Raw genomic sequence first — 19,453 nt, 5'->3', positions numbered from 1 at the left:
CCGATCGGCAACCCCCTTCACACCGTTCCTTCACACCGCCGCCGTCACGATCAGCTCCACCAGCATGCCCGGCTTGGCCATCCGGCCCTCGCCGGAGGAGCGCGCGGGGGCGTGCTCCCGGGGCATCCAGGCATCCCAGACGGTGTTCACCTCGTCGAAGTCGCGCACGTCGTCGAGCCACATCTGCACGTGCAGGATGCGCGTCTTGTCGGTGCCGGCCTTCGCCAGCAGCGCGTCGATCTTGCCGAGCACCTCGCGCATCTGGTCGGCGGCGGAGCGGCCGGGCGTCGCCACCTGCCCGGTCAGGTAGAGCGTGCCGTTATGGATCACGCCGTGGTGGATGCGGGTGTCGAAGTCGAAGCGCTGGATGTCGGTCACGTGTCTCGGCCTTTCAGACATTGGACGCGGGGCGGATCGGGTTGCCCTGCAGGTACTGGGCGTAGGGCGCCTGGATGAGCCATCCCGCGTCGACGGGCAGCGTCACCCCGGTGATCGAGGCCGCGCGGTCCGAGCACAAGAACAGCGCGGCTTCCGCCACGTCGCGCGGCTCGACGAAGCGGCGCAGCGCCGTCGTCGCCTGGATGGCCTCCGGGTTGCGCTCGCCCTTGGCGATCTTGGCCTTCAGCCCGTCGGAGAGCGTGTAGCCGGGGGCGACCGCGTTGACCCGCACGCCATGCGGGCCCAGCTCGGCGGCGAGGATCTGCGTCAGCGCCAGCACCGCGTGCTTGCCCGGCGTGTAGGCCGGCAGCGACAGCGGCGCGAAAGAGGCGAGGGAGCCGACATTGAGGATCGCCCCGCGCCCGGCGGCGGACAGGCGCCGCCCGAACGACTGGCAGCCGAGCAGCGTGCCGCGGTAGTTCACCCGCCACATGCGTTCGTCCTCGTCGAGGTCCTGATCAAGCACATGCTTGCCGCTCTGCAGGATGCCGGCGCAGTTGACGACGACGTCCGGCACGCCGAACGCCGCCTCCACCGCCTGCGCCAGCGCCTCCACCGAGGTGGCGTCGGCGACGTCGGTCTCGAAGAAGCGGGCGTCGGGGGCGCCGGCGCCGATGCAGGCGGCGGCGACCGCGCCGCCGCGTTCGGCGCTGCGCCCGGCGACGGCGACCCGGCTGCCGTCCTCGGCGAAGCGCTGGGCGATGGCGTGGCCGATCCCGGAGGTGCCGCCGATAACGACGACCGTGCGTGCGTGCGTCCCCGCCTCAGCCATTGCCGCGGCTCCGGCGCTCGATGTCGAAGAATTCGGACATGCCGCGGACCTGGAAGTCCATCATCGGCCGGCCCGGCTGGATGCGGCAGCCGATCTCCTTCGCCGCGCGCAGCAGCGCCGTCTCGGCCGGCTCCATGATGATGTCCACCACCGTCATCTCCGGCGTCAGCCGGCCGACGTCCATGGGGAGCGGGTCGCCGGCCTTCAGCCCCGACGGCGTGGCGTTGACCGCCATGTCCATGCCGGAGGGATCGGCCGCGCCGACCTCGATCCGGCATTGCGGGAAGGTCTTGCGGACCAGCGCGGCGAGGTTCTCGGCCCGGTCGGCGTCGATGTCGGCGAGGCGGATCTCCTGTGCGCCGGCCTCCGCGAGGCAATAGGCGAGCGAGGCTCCCGCGCCGCCGGCCCCCACCTGCAGGATGCGCCGGCCGGCGATCTGGTGCCCGCCGGCCTTCAGGCCGTCGATGAAGCCGACGCCGTCGAAATTGTCGCCGTACCAGGTCCCGTCGGCCTGCCGGCGGACCGAATTGGCGCTCTGCACCCGCGCGGCGCGGTCGTGCGCGGCGGCGCATTTGCGGTAGACCGCCGCCTTGTAAGGCACGGAGATGATGACGCCGCGCACGTTCTCGGCCGCGGTGAGACCGGCCCAGAAGGTGTCGAAATCCTCCGGCTTGCAGCTCATCGGCACCATCAGGCTGTCGAGGCCCTTCTGCTCGAAGATCTCGTTGAAGACGCCCGGACTTTTCGCGTGCCCCACCGGGTGAGCCAGCATCACGAAGACGTCCGCCTTGCCTGTCCCGCGCATCGGTCTGCTTCCTTTCCTTCGCCCATCGGGTGCCGGCGCCGGGCGCCGGCGGCTCGTCTCCCGTCTTGCCGCCCCGCTGCCGCGGGCGGTGCAAGATCCCGTTGCGAGCCGTCAAATACGTATGATATAGGACATCATACAAATTTCAATTCGCGTTTTCGCCGGAGACAGACGAGATGCAGGAGCGTCCCAATTCCCTGAAGGCCGCGGTCACCGCCGGGCGGGCGCATATCGGCCTGTGGTGTTCCTTCGCCTCGGCTCTGACCACCGAGATCGTCGCCGGTTCGGGCGTGGGCTGGGTGCTCATCGACGGCGAGCACAGCCCCAACGACCTGCGCAGCATCGTGTCCCAGCTTCAGGTTCTCAACGGCTCGGCCTGCGAGGGCGCGGTGCGCCTGCGCTCCGACGATCCCGACCTCATCAAGCAGATGCTGGATGCCGGCGCGCGCAGCCTGATGATCCCGAACGTGCGCTCCGCCGATCAGGCCCGCGCCATCGTCTCGGCCATGAGCTACGCGCCGCACGGCATTCGCGGCTTCTCCGTCGCGCATCGCGCCAATTCTTTCGGCCGCATCGCCGGCTACCACGCCAATGCACGCCAGCAGCAGCTTCTGGCGGTGCAGATCGAGTGCGAGACCGGCGTCGCCAACGCCGCCGAGATCGCGGCCGTAGAAGGGGTGGACGTGCTCTTCGTCGGGCCCGGCGACCTCTCCACCAACATGGGCGCCATGGGCAATCCCGGCGCGCCGCACGTTCAGGAGGCCATCGCCTCCGTGCGCAAGGCGGCCGCGGCGGCCGGCAAGGCGAGCGGCATTCTGGCGCCGGTGAAGGCCGATGCCGACCGCTACATCGCGGACGGCTTCACCATGGTCGCGGTCGGCTCGGATCTCGGCCTGCTGGCTCGGGGGTCGGATGCGCTGGTCGCTTCCTTCAACCGCTGAGCGGGAGCGTTCGCATGGCCATCCCTCCCTACAAGGCGCCGTCCCGCCCGGCCTATGACATCGTCATCGTCGGCGGCGCGGTGGTCGGCTCCTCGGTCGCCTACTGGCTCAGCCAGGCGCTGGGCGGCAGCATGTCCATCCTCGTGGTGGAGCGCGACAGCAGCTACGAGTTCTCCTCCACCGCCCTGTCGACCAGCGCGATCCGCCAGCAATATTCCAATCCGATCAACGTGAAGATCAGCCAGTTCGGCATCGAGATCATCCGCAGCTTCGCCGAGCGGATGAAGCCTTACTACAAGGACGAGCCGGCGCCCGATCTCGGCTTCAGGGAGCACGGCTACCTCTATTGCTGCTCGCCGGACGGCGTGGAAGCGGCGAAGGCGCGGGTCGATCTCCAGCGCAGCCTCGGCGCCCACACCGTGTTCCTCGATCCCGGCCCGCTGAAGGAGCGCTTCCCCTGGCTCAACGTCGAGGATCTCGGCGGCGGCGCCTGGGGCTCGCGCGACGAGGGCTGGTTCGATTCCATGGGCCTGCTGAACGGCTTTCGCCGCGCCGCCCGCGCCAGCGGCGTGGAGTATATCGACAACGCCGTCACCGGGCTGACCGTCGCTGGCGGGCGCGTCATCGCCGTGCAGCTCGCGACCGGCGAGACCGTCTCCTGCGGCACGCTGGTCAACGCCGCCGGCCCGCGCGCCCAGCAGGTGGCCGCGATGGCCGGGCTGTCGATCCCCGTCGCGCCCTTCAAGCGCTACAGCTTCGTCTTCTCCAGCGCCATCCCGATCCCCGGCCGGATGCCCAACGTCATCGACCTCTCCGGCACCTTCGTGCGCCCGGAAGGCGAGCTCTTCCTCACCGGCAACACCCCGGTCGACGACGGGCCGGCCGATTACGACGACTTCCAGATGCATCACGAGGAATTCGACGAGCGCATCTGGCCGGCGCTCTGGCACCGCATCCCCGACTTCGAGGCGCTGAAGGTGCAGCAGTGCTGGACCGGCCACTACGAGTACAACATGCTCGATCACAACGGCATCGTCGGCTTCCACCCGGAAGTGACGAACTTCATGTTCGCCAATGGCTTCTCCGGGCACGGCCTGCAGCAGTCGCCGGCGGTCGGGCGCGCCGTCTCCGAGCTGATCATCCACGGGTCGTTCCAGACCCTCGACCTCTCCCCCTTCCACTATGAGCGCATACCGCGCAACGAGCCGTTCCTCGAAGAGGCCGTCATCTGAGCGGCCGCCGGGCAGGCGCGCGTCAAGGAGAAGCGACGATGAAGATTCTCGTGCCCGTGAAGCGGGTGGTCGACGGGAATGTGAAGGTCCGCGTGAAGGCGGACGGCTCGGGCGTGGACCTCGCCAATCTCAAGATGGCGATGAACCCCTTCGACGAGATCGCCGTCGAGGAGGCGCTGCGCCTCAGGGAAGCCGGCAAGGCGCAGGAGATCGTGGTCGTCTCCATCGGGCCGGCGCAGGCGCAGGAGACCCTGCGCACCGCTCTGGCGATGGGGGCCGACCGCGCGATCCTCGTGCGCACGGACGACGCGGTCGAGCCGCTCGGCGTCGCCAAGGTGCTGCGGGGCGTGGTCGCCGCCGAGCAGCCAGGGCTGGTCATCCTCGGCAAGCAGGCGATCGACGACGATTCGAACCAGACCGGCCAGATGCTCGCCGCGCTGCTCGGCTGGGCGCAGGGCACCTTCGCCTCGGCGCTCGCCGTCGAGGGCGGCAGCGCGCGGGTGACGCGCGAGGTCGACGGCGGCCTGCAGACGCTGGAATTGAAGCTGCCGGCCATCGTGACCACCGATCTGCGCCTCAACGAGCCGCGCTATGCCAGCCTTCCCAACATCATGAAGGCGAAGAAGAAGCCGCTCGACGAGAAGACCCCGGCGGATTTCGGCGCCGACATCGCCCCGCGGCTGAAGGTGCTTCGAACCGAGGAGCCCCATGCCCGCAAGGCAGGCGTGAAGGTCGCCTCCGTCGCCGCGCTGGTCGACAAGCTCAGCAACGAAGCCCGCGTTCTGTGACGATGTGGCGCCCGGCGCCCCCGCGGGGCGGCACGGCCGGGCGCAAGCCAAGGAAGATGCACATGGCCATTCTGCTGATCGCCGAGCACGACAATGCCAGCCTGGCGGAACAGACCGCCCGGGCGCTCACGGCGGCGCTCCGGATCGGACCCGACATCGACGTGCTGGTGGCGGGCTGCGACGCCCGTCCGGCCGCCGAGGCCGCCGCCGGCCTGGCCGGCGTGCGCACGGTGCTGCTGGCCGAGGCGGACGGGCTGGCCGAGCGGCTCGCCGAGCCCTTCGCGGCGCTGATCGTGTCGCTCGCCGGCGCCTATGAGACGATCATGGCGCCCGCCACCTCCTCCGGCAAGAACGTCGCCCCGCGCGTCGCCGCGCTGCTCGACGTGGCGCAGGTCTCGGAGATCGTCGAGGTCGTGGCGCCCGACATTTTCAAGCGCCCGATCTATGCCGGCAACGCCGTCCAGACGGTGCAGGCGCTCGATCCGTGCAAGGTCGTCACCGTGCGCACGGCCGCCTTCCCGCCGGCCTCGCAGGGCGGCTCGGCGCCGATCCGGGCGGTCGAGGCGCCCGCCGATCCCGGCCTGTCGGGCTTCGTCGCCAACAGCCTCTCGGCGAGCGACCGGCCGGAGCTGACCTCCGCCGGCATCGTCATTTCCGGCGGCCGCGCGCTCGGCTCGGCCGAGAAGTTCGAGGAGGTCATCATGCCTGTCGCGGACCGTCTTGGCGCGGCGGTCGGCGCTTCGCGGGCGGCGGTGGATGCGGGCTACGCGCCGAACGACTGGCAGGTCGGCCAGACCGGCAAGGTGGTGGCGCCCGATCTCTACATCGCCTGCGGCATCTCCGGCGCCATCCAGCACCTCGCCGGCATGAAGGATTCGAAGGTCATCGTCGCGATCAACAAGGACGAGGAAGCCCCCATCTTCCAGGTCGCGGATTACGGCCTCGTCGGCGACCTCTTCACCGTCCTGCCGGAGCTCGAAAAGGCGCTGCGCGACCGGGCCTGATGTTTCGGACCGGCGCTCATATCGTCCCGGCGATTCCCCTTGCCCCGTGGGAGCCGTCCTCCGTCGCATACCAGCGGCGCCTTCGTCGCAGCGGCCGCCGTCTCGGCCGGGCGATCGAACCGGCCCTCAGTACGAGGCGCCCTCGATTCTGGCACGGGCCCGCAGCGAAATGAGCATCAGGGCTGTCGATACCAGCGTCAGCAGCGTTGCGAGAGCGAGGATGCTTGGGCTGAAGCTCTCGCGCAGACTGTCGAACATCTCGCGCGGCAGGGTGCGTTGGCCGGGCCCGCCGAGAAAGATGACCAGCACGACCTCGTCGAAGGACGTGATGAAGGCCAGCAGCCCGCCGGTCGTGATCGCCGGCCAGGTGAGCGGCAGCAGGACAGTGCGGAAGACCCGCATCGGTGATGCGCCGAGGCTTGCGGCGGCCTTGAGCAGCGTGCGGTCGAACCCGCTCAGGGCGGCGGAAACCGTGATGACGACGAAGGGCAGCCCGAGCACGGTATGGGCGATGATGAGGCCGGGCAGCGAATAGGTCAGCTGCAGGCTGGACATCAGGAAAAACAGGCCGATCGCCAGTATGACGGGCGGCACCACCAGTGGCGCGCCGGCGAACAGGCCGAGGAATGCCCGACCGGGAAGAACATAGAAGCTGAGTGCCATCGCCATGGGGACGCCGATGGCCAGCGAAGCCGCCGTCGCCGACAGCCCCACGATCAAGCTGTTCTTACCGGCCGACAGCCAGCGCGGATCGGTGAGGATCGTCTCATACCAGCGCAGGGAGAAGCCCTCGAGCGGGAAGACGAGGAACGAGCCGCTGTTGAAGGACAGCGGCACGATCACGAGGAGGGGCAGGACGAGAAAGGCGAGGACCAGGGCGCAGCCGAGAAACAGCATGCGCCGGCCCCAGCCCCGTTCACCGAGCAGCAGTTCGATCATCGGGTCGGCCTCGCAGCGCTGCCCAGCCGGCTGGCAATGCGGCCGCCGAGAAATACCAGGCCCGTCGACAGGATGAGGATGGAGGCCAGCGCGGCGGCGAGCCCGTTGTTCAGCTTGTCGAGGTGGAACTGGACGAAGTAGCTGAGCATCTGGTCCCCGGCGCCGCCGACGATGGCCGGCGTGATGTAGTATCCAAGCGAGGAGATGAAGACGAGCACCACTCCCGCCCCGATGCCGGGCGCGGCGAGGGGCAAGTAGACGGTGATGAACGCACGCAGCGGCGATGCGCCCAGCGACAGGGCCGCCCGCACATAGTTGGTCTTGATGTTCTGGATCACGCTGTAGATTGGCAGAATCATCAGCGGCAGTTGAACGTGGGTCATGGCGATGTAGACCGCGATGCGGTTGTACATCATGGCGACCGGGGCATCGATCAGGCCGATGGTCATCAGCGCCTGATTGATCGGCCCCTGATTCTGCAGCAGCACGATCCACGCCGCGAGGCGCACCAGGATCGACGTCCAGAACGGTATCTGCACGAGGACGAACAGAATGCCGCGCCAGCCGGGGCGCACATTCGCCATCACGAAGGCGACGGGGGCGCCGAGCACGAGCGTCGCCAGCGTCACGACCAGGCTTATGACCAGCGAGCGAACGAGAATCGGCACGTAGATGGCTTGCTCGGGCGGCGCTGTTTCAATGCCGCCGTCTGCGTTCCGGCGCAGGTCCAGGGCGGCGAGCAGATAGGTCGGCGTCAGGTCGTCCGAGACGCGCCTGAGCACCTTCCACGTCCTCGTGTCCTGCCAGCGCAGATCGATGGCAATGAGTGCCTCGCGCACGCCGGAAGAGGGAAGTCCGTCATTGGCGAGTCCCCTTGCCGATGACGTAAGCAGCCCTTGAAGCGATGCCTCTTCCTGCGCGAGGCGCCGGTCGACATTGGCGATTGTCTTGTTGCCGCGCGCGGCGAGCAGTTCGCCGGCGATCGTCCGATATGTCTCCTCATCCGGCAATTGCTCGCCGGACCACGCCTGCAGCAGGCGCGTGGTCTGCTCGAACTGGGAGGAGAAGCGTTGATCAAAGACAGCCGCCAGCAGAACCGACAGCAGTGGAACAAGAAAGAAGACGGTGAGGAAGAGCAGCGCCGGAATGGAGAGCCAATAGCCACCGAGCCGGCGAGCTGCGCCTGATGCGGCATCACCCGAAGACATTCCGGCGCTCCTTCACCCTCAGCTATTGACCCAGTTGGTGAAGCGCTCGGTCAATGCCGCCTCCCGCTCCATCCAGAAGCTCGGATCCATGTCGATCGCCACGGCGAGGTTGGCCGGCGAACTCGGCAGGGACGGCGCAAGCTCGGGGGGAATGCGCTTGAGCGCGGCTTTCACCGTCGGACCGTACCCCATGCGCTTGGCGATCTCCAGCTGCCGGTCGGCATCGCCCATCCATTTGATCAGCTCCATGGCGCCCGTCTTGTTGGGCCCATTCTTCATGATCACCCAGGAGTCCACCTCGACCAGACTGCCGGCCCAGATGATCTTGAAGGGCTTTCCCGTGTTTAGCGCCGAATAGATGCGTCCGCCATAAGCCGAGCTCATGGTTACTTCGCCTGAGGCAAGCAACTGGACCGGCAGGGCGCCGGATTCCCACCAGAGGATGTCCTTCTTGATGGTGTCCAGCTTGGCGAAGGCCTTGTTCACGCCTTCCGGCGTCTTCAGCACCTTGTAGATGTCGGCGCGATCGACGCCGTCGGCATACAGCGCAGCCTCCAGATTGTACTTCGGTCCCTTGTACAGCGACCGCTTGCCGGGGAACTTGGCCAGGTCGAAGGCGTCCTTCCAGCTCTCCGGCCCGTTCGCCAGCTTCGAGCTGTCATAGGCAAGCACGATGCAGCCTACCTCGCAGCCCACGCCGAAATCGGTCGCGCCCTGCCCGATGTAGGCCTCCCGACCGCCCAGCGCCTTCCAGTCCAGAGGCGCGTAGAGGCCCTCTTCCTCACCCAGGAGGAGCCCGTCGCCCGGCATCTGCACGACATCCCAGTTGCCGACGCCGCCCGTGGCCTTGGCTCGAATGGTGCCGAAGGCGCCGTTCCAGCTGTCCTCCAGAACCTTGATGCCGGTCTTCGCCTCGAACGGCTTCCAATAGATCTCGCGCATGGCGTCCTGGAAGGCGCCGCCAAAGCCCACGACGGTGACCTGCCCGCCGGCCGCATGCGCATTGGGGATGAGGCTGTGCGCCGCGAGGCTCGCAACGCCGATGCCGAAGGTACGCCTGTTTATCTTCATCATGAGTAACTCCCGTTCCAATCTCTCTGGCGGCGTAGTCACGACCTCTGAAGAGGCTCTTGGCGGGGGGCGCCCGTTATATGAAAAAGCTAACACCGTGTATCGCAACTGTAAACGATATTTCGTTTGTCGAAATGTGGATGCCGTGTTTATATCCTGATGATCCAGTGATGCGGCTGACCTTCAGCGAAGATCGCTCTCGCGTCAGGACGTCATCGTATCGGCATGTGAACTTTCATATCGAAGAGCAGATCAAGGAGTCCTCCGCATGAAGCTCGCCAGTTTCCGTCATCGAGGACATGAGAAGGTCGGTGCCGTGCAGGGCGATATCGTCGTCGACCTCGCGGCGGCGTATGAGGCCATGCTCGCGGGCGAAGGGCTGTCCGGTTCCGCCGAGATCGCCCGCGCGGTCATTCCCGCCGATATGGTCCGGTTCATCGAACTGGGCGAGATTTCCATTGCCGCGGCGCGGCGGGCGCTCGCATGGGCGCTCGACGCGGATGGTGCCGGAGTGTTCTGCATGGCGGCCGATGACGTCGAGTGGCTGCCGGCGGTTGCCCGCCCGCGCAACGTCTTCTGCACGGTGGTCAACAACCCCGAACTGGTGGCGCATGCCATCCGTGCTCCCGATTATCCGATCTATTATGCGAAGCCCAATTCGTCGCTCATCGGGCATCTCCAGCCGATTGAGATCCGCGAGAAGGTACTCGTCCATCCCGAATCCGAATTCGCCTTCGTCGTCGGCAAGACGGCGAAGAACGTCGCCGCCGAAGACGCCTACGACTATGTGTTCGGGTACACGATCCTGAATGACGTCACCTCGCCGGAGATCCGGCGGCGTGACCTGCTGATCTCCCGTGTGCCCGCCGGGAAGAACGAATTCGGCGAGGACACGTTCGACGACGTCACCTTCACCGTCATCGCCCGGCACAAGGGAATGGATACCTTCGGTCCGCTGGGGCCGTGGATCGTGACCAAGGATGAAATCGCCGATCCCCATGATCTGCACGTGCGGGCCTGGCTCGGCGAGCGCCTCATCAACGAGGACCACACCGGGCGGCTGCGTTTCACGATCCCCGAGGTGATGGCCCATATCACGAAGTGGTCGACGCTCTCGCCGGGCGACATCGTCACCCTCGGTACGGCAAGCTCGACCGATCAGTGGCCCATGCTGGACGCGGATATGAGACGTTTTGCGGGCCCGATCCGCATCGAAGTGGAAAAGATCGGCATTCTGGAGAACCCGGTGATCAAGACCTACGATGGAGCCGCGGACGAGATCTGGGAATCCTAGGATGGATTCTTCATCAGGGGCGGTTCGGCAGCTAATCGGAGCGATCGGCGGATGACGCAGGAACGAGGAGCCGAACAGGGGTTCGTTTCCTTTCGGAATGTGAACAAGGCCTATGCGGCCCTGACGGTCATTCGGGATCTCAACCTCGATGTCGCGCGCGGCGAGTTTCTCACGCTGCTCGGACCTTCCGGCTCGGGCAAGACCACATCGCTCATGATGCTCGCGGGTTTCGAGCATCCGACATCGGGCACCATCTCGCTCGACGGCAGGGTGATCAGCAACGTGCCGCCCCACCGGCGCGGCATCGGCGTCGTTTTTCAGAACTACGCGCTGTTCCCTCACATGAGCATCCTCGACAACATCAAGTATCCCTTGCGCGCCCGCGGCATGCGTAGCCGCGACTGCACGCAGGACGCGATGCGCGCTCTGGCCATGGTGCGCCTGGAGGCCCTGGCGCATCGCACGCCCGCGCAATTGTCGGGTGGTCAGCAGCAGCGGGTCGCGGTCGCTCGCGCTCTGGTCTTCAAGCCCAGCCTCGTGCTCATGGACGAGCCGCTGGGCGCGTTGGACAAGCAGTTGCGCGAGCAGCTGCAGGACGAGATCAAGTCCATCCACCGCGAAACCGGCGTGACGGTCGTCTATGTGACGCACGACCAGAGCGAGGCCCTGACGATGTCGGACCGCGTCGCGGTATTCGACAAGGGCCGCATTGCCCAGATCTCGACCCCCGCCGAACTCTACAAGTCACCCTTGAGCAGCTTCGTCGCGTCCTTCCTCGGCGAGAGCAACCTGCTCGACGCGGAACTCCTGGACGGCGGTCCGGGCGGCAACACGATCCGGCTCGCCGATGGCAGCGTGCGCACCGTGCCCGGTAGGGAGATAGCGCGTCCCGCCGCCGTTCAGCTGCTCGTGCGGCCGGAGCATCTGGAGCTGTCTTCCCCTTCGCAAGGGGAGGGATATGTTGCGCTCATTCGTGACTTTGCCTATCACGGCGATCATCTGCGCGTGAAGGTCTTCAACCCCACACTCGGAACGCTGATCGCGAAGCTTCAGGTCGGCTCGAGGCAGGATCTGCCCTGCATCGGCGGCGAGACATTGGTTCACTGGCGGGATAGCGACAGCGTCGTCGTCCGGCGGGTCGGCGACGAGTGAGGCCTGACGTAGGACAGGGATCGGCAAAAGACGCTCATGGATTCAGAAACGCCCGAAAAGACCTCCAGCGGCCAGGATATCCAGTCTGTTCTTCAGAGCCTGAAGATCTTGGAATATCTGGCGTTTGCGGGGGCACCGATGGGCGTCACCGAACTGGCCACCGCGCTCGGGGTTGGAAAGGCGCGAGTCTTTCGTCACCTGCGGACATTGGCGAGCGCCGGCTACGTCGCCCAGGATTCGGAAAGCGAGAAGTACGGCTTGGGAAACCGCTGGGCGCTGTTCGGCCCGGCCATCAACAAGCAGATGAATCTCTCCTCGGTTTCCAAGGATGTGATGCGCAGCCTGGCGGACCGTTTCGACCTGACGGTGGTCGTGTCGGCCGTGGAGGGCACCCGGCTCACCATCCTTGAGATCGTGCGGGCCAACTCGACGGTGGAGGTGGTCGCGCGGACCGGCACCGACCTCGCGCTGCACAGCACGGCCCAGGGCAAGCTGCTGCTGGCCTTCGGCGACGAGAGTGCAAGGGAGAAGGTGCTGCGCGGCCCGCTGCCGGAAAGCAACGAGTTCACCATCACCGATCCCGGTGTTCTGCGTGAACAGATCGCCGTCATCCGCGAGCAGGGCTGGGCGGTCGCTCCCAATGAGAGCCTCGTGGGCATCAATGCGCTGGCCGCGCCGATCTTCGGCCCGCAGGGACGGCTGATCGGTACCATCGCCCTGCTCGGTTCGATCCAGTACGTGCCCGCCAAGCCCAGCATCGAGCACGTCTCCGCGCTTGTCGACGCGGCGTTCAAGATCTCGCGCAGCCTCAAATTCGATCGCTGACGGCGCGCGGGAGGCCGGCGCCGTCGCTGTTCCCGGGCGATCTCAGATATAGGCGATCGGGTTCTCGAGGACGCCCAGCTTCTCGATGGAGACGCTCACGAGGCCGCCTTCCTTGAACAGGTCTACTTCGAGCATCGGCCACTCCTGCGACGGGCTCGCCGTGCCCATGGATACGATATCTCCCGGATGCAGGGTCGAGAAATGGGAGATGCGCTCGAGGACCTCGGGGATCTTGAAGCGCAGCCGCGAGGTGTGGTCGAAGCAGAAGGAGCGCCCGTTCAGTTCGCCGGAGATGGTCAGCTGATGTGGATCGTCGATCTCGTCCCGCGTCACCAGCCACGGCCCCATGGGCGCGAAGCTGTCGAGGCCCTTGTGGCGCGCCAGGGCGGTGAACGGAACATCCTCGAATTCCAGCTCGCCGGTAGCCGGATTGCGGCCCGAGATTCGCGAGATGAGAAGGTCGTCCTGACGAATCTGCGGCGAGGTGACCTCGTTCATCACCGAGTAGCCATAGACGTGGTCGTAGACGTCGGCCGCCGGCACGCGGCTCATCTTGCGACCGATGATGACCGCGAGTTCCGCCTCGGGAATGGTGTTTCCGATCGGCGGCAGCTCGATCGGCTGGCGGTGGCCCGTCAGGGTCGAGTTGGGCTTGAGGAAGTAGACGGGATAATCGGGCAGCTTGGGCGCCAGCTCGACGAGGGCGGCCCCGTTCACCGCCACGCAGAACAGATTGCGTGGGCGATGGACGGGCGCCAGGAACTCCGCCTCCTCGAAGGCGACGGCGGCCTTCGCCGCGACCAGGCCGTCGATACCCTCCACCTCGACATGAGCCAGCGCCGTCCGCGCCGCGGCCGCGCCTTCCTCGCCCAGAAGGATGAATTCGCGCATGTCCGGCGGGCTGAGTTGCTCGGCGATCGACGCCGCCCCACGGATCGAGCGGGCGCGAAGCGCCGCCTCGAGAGCGCTTCGCAGGTCGACGACGAAACCGCCGAATGAAAATCCCAGCCGTGGCTCGCCCCGGCTGATGAAGGTCGCGAGTTTCATGCTTGTCTTCTCCTGATGGGTCGCGCGGCCTAGAACAGCGCCTGTTGCTGGAGCTCGGCGAGCGAGTCGGGGTTGGTGAGCGCGGAAAGATCTCCGGGCGACTGCCGCAGCAGCGACGCGCGCACGGCCCGGCGCATGATCTTCAGGGTGCGTGTCTTGGGCAGGTCTCGGACGAAGATGATCTTCTCGGCCCGATAGGACTTGCCCATCTGCCGTTCCAGCTCGGACTGGAGGCGCTTGCGCAGCGCGTCGTCCGCCTCGACGCCGGGCAGGGGGACGCAGGCCAGCACCAGCGCCGCACCCTTGATCGGGTCGGGTACCGAGACGGCGGCGGCCTCGACCAGCGCCCGCGACGCCATCACGGCCGTTTCGATCTCGGCTGGCCCCACGCGCTTGCCCGCGATCTTCATGGTGTCGTCGGAGCGGCCGTGGATGTACCAGTGCCCGTCCTCGTCCCGCGAGGCGAGGTCGCCATGGACCCAGACGCCCGGCAGCGTGCTCCAGTAGCTCTCGATGTAGCGTTTGTCGTCGCGCCACAATCCGGGGGTCAGGCCGATGGAGGGGCGCCGGAGCACCAGCTCGCCGATTTCTCCCGGGGCCGTCGGATTGCCGTTCTCGTCGACGATATCGGCTCCCATGCCGGGAATGGGGATGGCGAAGGACCCGACCTTGAGCGGGTGATTGACCGAACAGGCGAGGATGCAGCCGCTGATCTCGGTGCCGCCGGAGACATTCAGCATCGGCACCTTGCCCTTGAGCACGGTGTGGAACAGCCAGTTCCACGCATGCACCGTCCAGGGCTCCGCCGCCGTGAGCACGATCCGCAGGCTCGAAAGATCGCTTTCAGGCGGCTTGTCGGAATGGGCCATCAGGATACGCGCCATCGAAGGCGTGATGCCGACCCATGTCACCTTGTGGCGTTCGATCAGGCGCCAGAACCGGTCCGGCTCCGGATAGTCCGGCACGCCTTCCGCCAGCAGCATGCTGGCGCCGTGGACGCTGGCGATGACGGCCGTCTGCGAGCCGACCATCCAGCCCATGTCTGCCTGGTAGAGGTAGCGGTCCGTCGGACGGAAATCGGAGAGGATGCCGTAGTCGAGCACCATCTTGGTGACGAAGCCGATATGCGTGTAGATCGCGCCCTTCGGGCGGCCCGTGGTGCCGGAGGTCATGTGCAGGACCGCCGGGGCCTCCGCATCCATCATCAGCGTCTCGACCACCGGTTCCGCGGTCTTCATGGCCTCGTCCCAGTCGAGGATCGGGCCATCCGGCAGCGGCCCGCCGGTGCGGTTCAGGACGATCACATGCTCGACGCTGGGTGACTCGGGAAGGGCCCCCAGCGCGGCGGCCGCCAGACGTACCGACGAACCCCGGCGATACATGACGTCGGTCGTCACCACGATCTTGGTGTCCGTCATGTTGAAGCGCTCGGCGATGGCGCCGGGAGCGAAACCGCTGAACAGCGGCATCACGATCGCCCCGAGCTTCACGATGGCGAAATAGGCGACGAAGGTTTCGGGGATAAGCGGCATGAGCAGGCCGACGACGTCGCCGGGCCCGATGCCGCGGCCGTGCAGCACGCCGGCGAACCGGCAGACCTGCGCGTCGAATTCGCGATAGGTCAGCGACCGCGTCGTGCCGTCCTCCGCCTCGCTGACGATGTAGGTCTGGTCGTATGTCGGCGTCCCGCGGTGACGGTCGATGCAGTTGGCGGCCATGTTGGTCGTGCCGCCGACACACCATCGGGTCCACTCGATGCCGCGGCTGTCGTCCATGATCCGGTCGTAGGGGCGCTCGAAGCGCAGGTCGCCGAAGCGGATGACCTGCTCCCAGAACCAGCCGGGATCGGCATCCGCCCGGCGGTAGAGTTCATCGAAGTCCCTGCAGCCGCCGGCCCGGATGAACTCCGTCAGGCGGCTGCCCGCGATCCGTTCGGCATCGGGTACCCAGGCAAATTCTGCCTCGGCGTCGGCGATCCGATCTCCCATTCCTGCCTCCTCATGCCCTGCGAAAGGGTTCTGAAAACATGAAACAGCGTTTCATGGTTCATGACGCAATCGTCCGGGCTCATCCAATGAATTCGCGATTTTTCAAAGTTAGCGCCCATTTCGGGTCGTTGACAAGTATCAATATGATAGATAGCGTTTTGTCTAGCGAACCAAATATAGGCAGTCAGCATGTCCCGGAAACTCCGACTGGGCGTCGATATCGGCGGCACCTTCACCGATCTGGTGCTCGCCGATGTCGTCGGCGTTCTCGCGACCGAGAAGGTCCTCACCAACCCCCGCAACCCCATCGTGGCCATCGTCGAAGGCGTTGAGCGCCTGCTCGCACAGGCCGGAAGCGACGCATCCGAAATCGTGGATACGGTTCACGGCACGACGCTCGTCACCAATGCCGTCATCGAGGGGAAGGGCGCCAAGACCGCCCTCGTCACCACCAAGGGGTTCCGCGACGTTCTCGAGATCGGGCGGGAATGGCGCTACGACATCTATGACATCGACCTCGATCCGCCCCCGATCCTGATCGAGCGCGGGAGCCGCTACGAGATCGAGGAGCGCGTGCTCGCCTCCGGGGAGATGAGGGTGCCCGCCGAGGCGCCGGCGATCGAACAGCTGGCCCGCACCCTGCCGGCCGATCTCGAGGCGCTGGCCGTGTGCTTTCTGCACAGCTACGTGAACCCCGCCAATGAGCGAAAGGTCCGCGATCAGCTGCAGGAGCTGCGGCCCGGACTTGCCATCTCGATCTCGTCGGATGTCGCGCCGGAGATCCGCGAGGTCGAGCGCATGTCGACGACCATCGTGAATGCGTATGTGCAGCCGCTCGTGCGTCCCTATCTGTCGCAGCTGCGCGAAGGGCTGTCCGGCGCCGGCGTGGAGGGGAACCTCTACGTCTTCCTGTCGAATGGCGGCGTCGTGACCGCCGAGCAGGCCTCCGACTATCCCGTGCGCATCGTCGAATCCGGCCCGGCCGCCGGCGTTACCGGCGCGGCGATGCTGAGCCGGCACATCGATGAGGAGCATGTCGTGGCGCTCGACATGGGCGGTACGACGGCGAAGATCTGTTTCATCGACCATGGCCAGCCGACCATTTCGCGGGATTTCGAGGTCGCTCGCGCCTACCGCTTCAAGCCCGGCAGCGGCATTCCGCTCAAGGTGGCGTCGGTTGAGCTGCTGGAGATCGGGGCCGGCGGCGGCTCCATTGCCGGTCTGAGCGAGATGGGCCTGCTGCGCGTCGGCCCGGCCAGCGCCGGCGCCAACCCCGGGCCGGTCTCCTACGGGCTGGGCGGCACCGAGCCGACCGTGACGGATGCCGATCTCGTGCTCGGCTATCTCAATCCCGACTACTTTCTCGGCGGGCGCATGAAGCTCGACCTCGATGGCGCGACGTCGGCCATCGGGCGGGTTCTCGGCGCATCCTTCGAGGGAAATGCCGTGCGCGCGGCCTGGGGCATCCACCGCGTCGTGAACGAGAACATGGCCAACGCGCTGCGGGTCCACGCCGCCGAGCGCGGCGTCGATACCGCGCGCTATGCGCTGCTCGCTTCCGGTGGCGCCAGCGGCCTGCATGCCTGCCGGGTCGCCGAGGCGGTCCGGGTCGACCGGGTGATCTGCCCGCGCGGGGCGAGCGTGTTCTCCGCCAACGGCATGCTGATGGCGCCGCTCACCTTCGACTTTGTGCGCACGCGCAAGTTCGCCCTCGATACGATCGATTGGGATCAGTGCCGCCGGCTCTATGACGACATGAAGGCCCAGGCGGTCGAGCTGATGGAGAAGTCGCGCATCAAGGCCGAGAACATCGAGTTCAAGGCCAGCTGCGACATGCGCATCGTCGGACAGGGCTACGAGATCGAGGTGCCGTTCTCACTCTCGGCGATGGGTCCCGACACCGTGGACACCCTCAGCGAGGGCTATCAGGAGATCTATCTGCGGCTCTACGGCCGCATGACCTCCGGTCTCGGCGTCGAGGTGCTGAACTGGCGTCTCACGGCCTCGGGCCCGCGCCCGGACTCCTCCGTGGCGTTCCGGCGCGCGGCGCAGACGACGGGCGAGGGTAAGACCCGCCTCGCCTATTTCCCCGAGACCGGCCAGGTCGAGACGCCGGTGCTGGCGCGGCCCCAGCTCGCGCTGGGGACGGTCGTGCCCGGCCCGGCGATCTTCGAGGAGCCCGACACCACGGTGATCGTGCCGCCGAACTGGACCGCCCAGATCGATCAGGACGGCAACCTGATCATCGACAGGAAGCGTGAAGCGAGACAGTCATGACAGTAAACCAGAATATCAGCCTCGACAGCGATCCGGTCCTTCTCGAGATCTTCTGGAACCGGCTGAGTTCGCTCGTCACCGAGCAGGCGGTCAACATCATCCGCACCTCCTTCAGCCCCCTCGTGCGCGAGGCGGGCGACATCGCCACGGCGCTGTTCGACCGCAAGGGACGCATGCTGGCCCATGGCCAGACCGGGACGCCGGGCCATCTCATCCCGATGACGCGCACCGTGCTGGAGTTCCTCGCGGAATTTCCCATCGACACGCTGAAGCCCGGCGATGTGTTCATCACCAACGACCCGTGGAAGACGACGGGGCACTTCTTCGACATCACCGTCGCGAGCCCGATCTTCGACGGCGGCACCCTGATCGGCTTTGCCGCATCGACGGCGCACCATGCCGATATCGGCGGCACCGGCTTCGGCGCCAGCGCCAACGACGTGTTCGAGGAAGGGCTCTTCATCCCCGTCTGCAAGATGTACGACGCGGGGGTGCGCAACGACACGCTGTTCCGCCTCATCCGGGCGAATGTGCGCGAGCCGGACGCGGTCGTCGGCGATCTCGACGCGCAGAACGCGGCGAACGAGGCGGCGGGTCGCGCGATGCGCGAGCTGATCCACGAATACGCCATCCATGACCTCGACGCCGTCGTCGAGGAGATATTCCTGCGCTCGGAGCGGGCGGCGCGGCAGGCGCTGCGCGAGGTGCCGAACGGGAGCTATACCTCGGTGCTCAACCTCGACGGCTATGACGAGCCGATCAAGGTCGTGCTGACCCTGCATATTCGCGACGAGGAGATCGAGGCCGACTTCACCGGCACGTCGCCGCAGATACGCAAAGGCATCAACGTCTGCGAGAACTACACGTTCGGCTACGTCGCCTTCGCCCTGCGCTGCGCCATCGGGCGGGAGATTCCGCACAATTTCGGCAGTCTCTCGACCTTCAAGCTGAACGCGGCGCCGGGGCTCATCGTCAGCTGCACGTTCCCGGCGCCGGTTGCGGCGCGCCATCTGGTCGGCCAGATGATCCCGGGCCTCGTGCTGCAGACGCTGGCGCAGGCCTGGCCGGACAAGGTCATGGCCGACGGGGCCGGCTCGGTCTGGGGCGTCACGCTCAACGGCCAGACCCGCGAAGGCCGCCCTTATGCGGCCGTGGCGCTGATCGCCGGCGGCATCGGCGCCCGCTCGGCGAAGGACGGCCTTTCGACCATGCAGTACCCGACGGGAACACGCTGCGTTCCGGTCGAGGTGCTCGAGCTGGAGGCGCCCTTTATCTATTACGGCAAGGAACTGCTGACCGACAGCGGCGGTGCCGGCCGCTTCCGCGGCGGCCTCGGGCAGCGGGTGACGCTGGAAGTCGTACCCGAGGGAAGCTCCTGTGTCGTCAATCTCGTCTGCGACAAGACCCGCATCGGTCCGCAGGGATTGTTCGACGGGCTTCCCGGCCAGATCGGCCGCACGCTCGGGCGTGACGGCGTGCCCGTTCACCCCAAGCAGCGCTTCGTGGTCGAGGACAGCCAATATCTCGTTCTGGAGACGCCGGGCGGTGGCGGCTATGGCGATCCACGCCAGCGGGACCGCGCGGCGGTGCGCCGCGATCTCGCGCTCGGCTACATCTCCGAGCAGGCGGCCCGCGAGATCTATGGTCTCGTCGATTGATAGAGCCGGGGCGC

Annotated in this window: 17 protein-coding genes; 9 read left to right on the top strand and 8 right to left on the bottom strand. The window is 66.7% G+C overall.

Going from position 1 to position 19,453, the window contains the following annotated elements; genetic code table 11:
• Positions 1-30 precede the first annotated feature (30 nt).
• Genes FO470_RS01380 through FO470_RS01370 form a run of 3 tightly spaced genes read right to left on the bottom strand, consistent with a single transcriptional unit; the run spans position 31 to position 2,015 of the window.
• The gene (locus tag FO470_RS01380) at positions 31-399 is read right to left on the bottom strand and encodes a RidA family protein (protein WP_200837859.1); all 369 of its coding nucleotides are present in this window, start codon (positions 397-399) and stop codon (positions 31-33) included.
• Complete coding sequence (locus FO470_RS01375; protein ID WP_144341132.1) at positions 392-1,210, bottom strand: SDR family NAD(P)-dependent oxidoreductase; 819 nt, start codon at positions 1,208-1,210, stop codon at positions 392-394. Before FO470_RS01375 ends, FO470_RS01380 begins: the two co-directional genes overlap by 8 nt.
• The gene (locus tag FO470_RS01370) at positions 1,203-2,015 is read right to left on the bottom strand and encodes a shikimate dehydrogenase family protein (RefSeq protein ID WP_144341131.1); all 813 of its coding nucleotides are present in this window, start codon (positions 2,013-2,015) and stop codon (positions 1,203-1,205) included. Before FO470_RS01370 ends, FO470_RS01375 begins: the two co-directional genes overlap by 8 nt.
• A 176-nt stretch (positions 2,016-2,191) precedes the next feature.
• Here FO470_RS01370 and FO470_RS01365 point away from each other — a divergent pair, with 176 nt between their 5' ends.
• The 4 genes from FO470_RS01365 (at position 2,192) to FO470_RS01350 (ending at position 5,980) form a co-directional block, all read left to right on the top strand.
• A complete protein-coding gene (locus FO470_RS01365; RefSeq protein ID WP_144341130.1) occupies positions 2,192-2,956 on the top strand; it encodes an HpcH/HpaI aldolase family protein in 765 nt (254 codons plus the stop codon).
• A 14-nt stretch (positions 2,957-2,970) separates the two neighbouring features.
• Positions 2,971-4,188: an NAD(P)/FAD-dependent oxidoreductase gene (locus FO470_RS01360; protein ID WP_144341129.1), complete on the top strand. Its 1,218-nt coding sequence runs from the start codon at positions 2,971-2,973 to the stop codon at positions 4,186-4,188.
• A 38-nt stretch (positions 4,189-4,226) separates the two neighbouring features.
• A complete protein-coding gene (locus FO470_RS01355; RefSeq protein ID WP_144341128.1) occupies positions 4,227-4,976 on the top strand; it encodes an electron transfer flavoprotein subunit beta/FixA family protein in 750 nt (249 codons plus the stop codon).
• A 62-nt stretch (positions 4,977-5,038) separates the two neighbouring features.
• Positions 5,039-5,980, top strand: coding sequence for an electron transfer flavoprotein subunit alpha/FixB family protein (locus FO470_RS01350; RefSeq protein WP_144341127.1), 942 nt, complete (start codon positions 5,039-5,041; stop codon positions 5,978-5,980).
• 126 nt (positions 5,981-6,106) lie between these two features.
• Here FO470_RS01350 and FO470_RS01345 read toward each other — a convergent pair whose 3' ends face one another.
• Genes FO470_RS01345 through FO470_RS01335 form a run of 3 tightly spaced genes read right to left on the bottom strand, consistent with a single transcriptional unit; the run spans position 6,107 to position 9,201 of the window.
• Positions 6,107-6,919 carry an ABC transporter permease gene (locus FO470_RS01345; protein WP_144341126.1) on the bottom strand — a complete coding sequence of 271 codons (813 nt, stop codon included), beginning with the start codon at positions 6,917-6,919 and terminating at the stop codon, positions 6,107-6,109.
• Positions 6,916-8,127, bottom strand: coding sequence for an ABC transporter permease (locus tag FO470_RS01340; RefSeq protein ID WP_144341125.1), 1,212 nt, complete (start codon positions 8,125-8,127; stop codon positions 6,916-6,918). Before FO470_RS01340 ends, FO470_RS01345 begins: the two co-directional genes overlap by 4 nt.
• Before the next feature lie 18 nt (positions 8,128-8,145).
• Complete coding sequence (locus tag FO470_RS01335) at positions 8,146-9,201, bottom strand: ABC transporter substrate-binding protein (protein WP_246659436.1); 1,056 nt, start codon at positions 9,199-9,201, stop codon at positions 8,146-8,148.
• 265 nt (positions 9,202-9,466) lie between these two features.
• Between FO470_RS01335 and FO470_RS01330 the strand changes: the two genes are divergently transcribed.
• The 3 genes from FO470_RS01330 to FO470_RS01320 are packed head-to-tail and all read left to right on the top strand — an operon-like array spanning position 9,467 to position 12,469.
• The gene (locus FO470_RS01330; RefSeq protein WP_144341124.1) at positions 9,467-10,492 is read left to right on the top strand and encodes a fumarylacetoacetate hydrolase family protein; all 1,026 of its coding nucleotides are present in this window, start codon (positions 9,467-9,469) and stop codon (positions 10,490-10,492) included.
• 51 nt (positions 10,493-10,543) lie between these two features.
• Positions 10,544-11,644, top strand: coding sequence for an ABC transporter ATP-binding protein (locus tag FO470_RS01325; RefSeq protein WP_144341123.1), 1,101 nt, complete (start codon positions 10,544-10,546; stop codon positions 11,642-11,644).
• Between the two features lie 36 nt (positions 11,645-11,680).
• Positions 11,681-12,469, top strand: a complete 789-nt coding sequence (locus FO470_RS01320; RefSeq protein ID WP_144341122.1) for an IclR family transcriptional regulator — start codon at positions 11,681-11,683, stop codon at positions 12,467-12,469.
• Between the two features lie 42 nt (positions 12,470-12,511).
• On the opposite strand, the gene FO470_RS01315 is transcribed toward FO470_RS01320, so the two are convergent.
• Positions 12,512-13,516 (bottom strand): fumarylacetoacetate hydrolase family protein, encoded by a 1,005-nt coding sequence (locus tag FO470_RS01315; protein WP_144341121.1) that lies wholly within the window; start codon positions 13,514-13,516, stop codon positions 12,512-12,514.
• A gap of 29 nt (positions 13,517-13,545) precedes the next feature.
• Positions 13,546-15,504, bottom strand: coding sequence for an AMP-binding protein (locus FO470_RS01310; protein ID WP_144341120.1), 1,959 nt, complete (start codon positions 15,502-15,504; stop codon positions 13,546-13,548).
• 189 nt (positions 15,505-15,693) lie between these two features.
• Between FO470_RS01310 and FO470_RS01305 the strand changes: the two genes are divergently transcribed.
• Together FO470_RS01305 and FO470_RS01300 are read left to right on the top strand one after the other, a co-directional pair.
• Positions 15,694-17,781: a hydantoinase/oxoprolinase family protein gene (locus FO470_RS01305; protein WP_144341119.1), complete on the top strand. Its 2,088-nt coding sequence runs from the start codon at positions 15,694-15,696 to the stop codon at positions 17,779-17,781.
• On the top strand, positions 17,778-19,439 hold the full coding sequence (locus tag FO470_RS01300; RefSeq protein WP_144341118.1) for a hydantoinase B/oxoprolinase family protein: 1,662 nt from the start codon (positions 17,778-17,780) through the stop codon (positions 19,437-19,439). The genes FO470_RS01305 and FO470_RS01300 overlap by 4 nt, the downstream gene beginning before the upstream one ends.
• The last annotated feature ends 14 nt before the right edge of the window (positions 19,440-19,453 follow it).

Source organism: Ancylobacter moscoviensis, from assembly GCF_007559435.1.
Classification (GTDB): Bacteria; Pseudomonadota; Alphaproteobacteria; order Rhizobiales; family Xanthobacteraceae; genus Ancylobacter; species Ancylobacter moscoviensis.
This window is presented reverse-complemented; position numbering and strand designations above follow the sequence as displayed.